At 54.7% G+C, this 1,191-nt stretch carries 2 pseudogenes; one reads left to right on the top strand and one right to left on the bottom strand.

Going from position 1 to position 1,191, the window contains the following annotated elements:
- Positions 1-710 (bottom strand): annotated as a pseudogene (locus D9V82_RS11955) (IS3 family transposase); the annotation flags it as partial.
- Positions 711-762: 52 nt separating this feature from the next.
- Here D9V82_RS11955 and D9V82_RS11950 point away from each other — a divergent pair.
- Positions 763-945 (top strand): annotated as a pseudogene (locus D9V82_RS11950) (IS256 family transposase); the annotation flags it as partial.
- Positions 946-1,191 lie beyond the last annotated feature (246 nt).

Genomic DNA, 1,191 nt, shown 5'->3' with positions numbered 1-1,191 from the left:
CCAGGTGCTGTTGCCCGGACGTTTAGCTGCACAAGGTCCAGACGAGGATCCAGAACTTTAGGGCTGATCGTGGTGACCGGGGTTCGTCCACGTCGTCGACCGGACACACCTGCAAGTTTCATCAGGCATGCGGTCTTGTCGCGGCCGGTATGAAAGCCTTCACGGTTCATCGCGTGCCTCATCTTGCGAATACCGTAGACCGAGAAGTTTTCCGCATGGACGCGCTGTATCTCTGGGATGATAAGGCTATCGCTTAAGGCCCTGGCGCTTGGGGCGCGGGTGGTGGCTTTACGGTAGCCGCGGGAGGTAATGAATCCACGATCTGCTTGTTTCAGAACACGGCAGATGGCCCCGGGCCCCAAATTGCTCCTTGTACTTGTCGATGTAAGAGATCATCTGGTCTTAGGGCCGGTCGAGTTCCGCTGCGAAAAAGCCGAAGCAGTCTTAAGAATCCCGTTTGCTCGCTTCAGCTCGCGGTTTTCCCGGCGCAGACGCCCCAAGCTCTTCTTCCATGGTTTCGCCATCTATTGTGCCGTCTGCTCATGGGCGAGGCTGTCGCGGTACCAGGCGCGTAACGTGTAGTGGGACACGCCAAGGAGCTCTCCGACTTCCTCGTACGCGCGTTGCCGTGAGCAGGACTCCAGACGGACCATCTCTAGGACTTGATGGACCGCCTTCTCCTTGAATTCGGCGGAATACTTTCTGGGCATAGTGCCAATCCTTCCTTAGCAGAGGTAGGAACTAAACCCAGGACGCTTCACACTAAAGACGCTGTGGCTGATGATCTGCAACATCGAAGACAAGCGCGCTGCCCAGCGAGCGAAGAAAGCAAAACGCGCCGTTGAATGCAACGGCTATATTGAAAGAGCGAAAGCCACTGGTTGGAAACAAGCTATCAACCAACTAGCCGTGTCTTATCCCAACCGATTCGCGGATTACTTGTAAACCAAGCCCCGCACACAAAGAAGCGGACACTCTCCGGCGATACTCAGGTGTGTACTTCTTGCGCTGTTGACTCACAATGAACATCCTCTCCTACGGACACAAAATCCGTACAAATAAGGTGAGGTTACCCTCGTTTAGTGGACACCCTATTAGTACGGATCTTGTGTCCGTAGGAGAGGATGTTCATTGTGAGTTCGTCAAGGAAGAAGTACACCCCGGAGTACCGGCGTGAAGCCGCGAATCTGG

This window comes from Corynebacterium macginleyi (genome assembly GCF_003688935.1).
GTDB lineage: Bacteria > Actinomycetota > Actinomycetes > Mycobacteriales > Mycobacteriaceae > Corynebacterium > Corynebacterium macginleyi.
The sequence above is the reverse complement of the archived record's forward strand: the minus strand, read 5'-3'. Positions and strand labels throughout refer to the sequence as shown.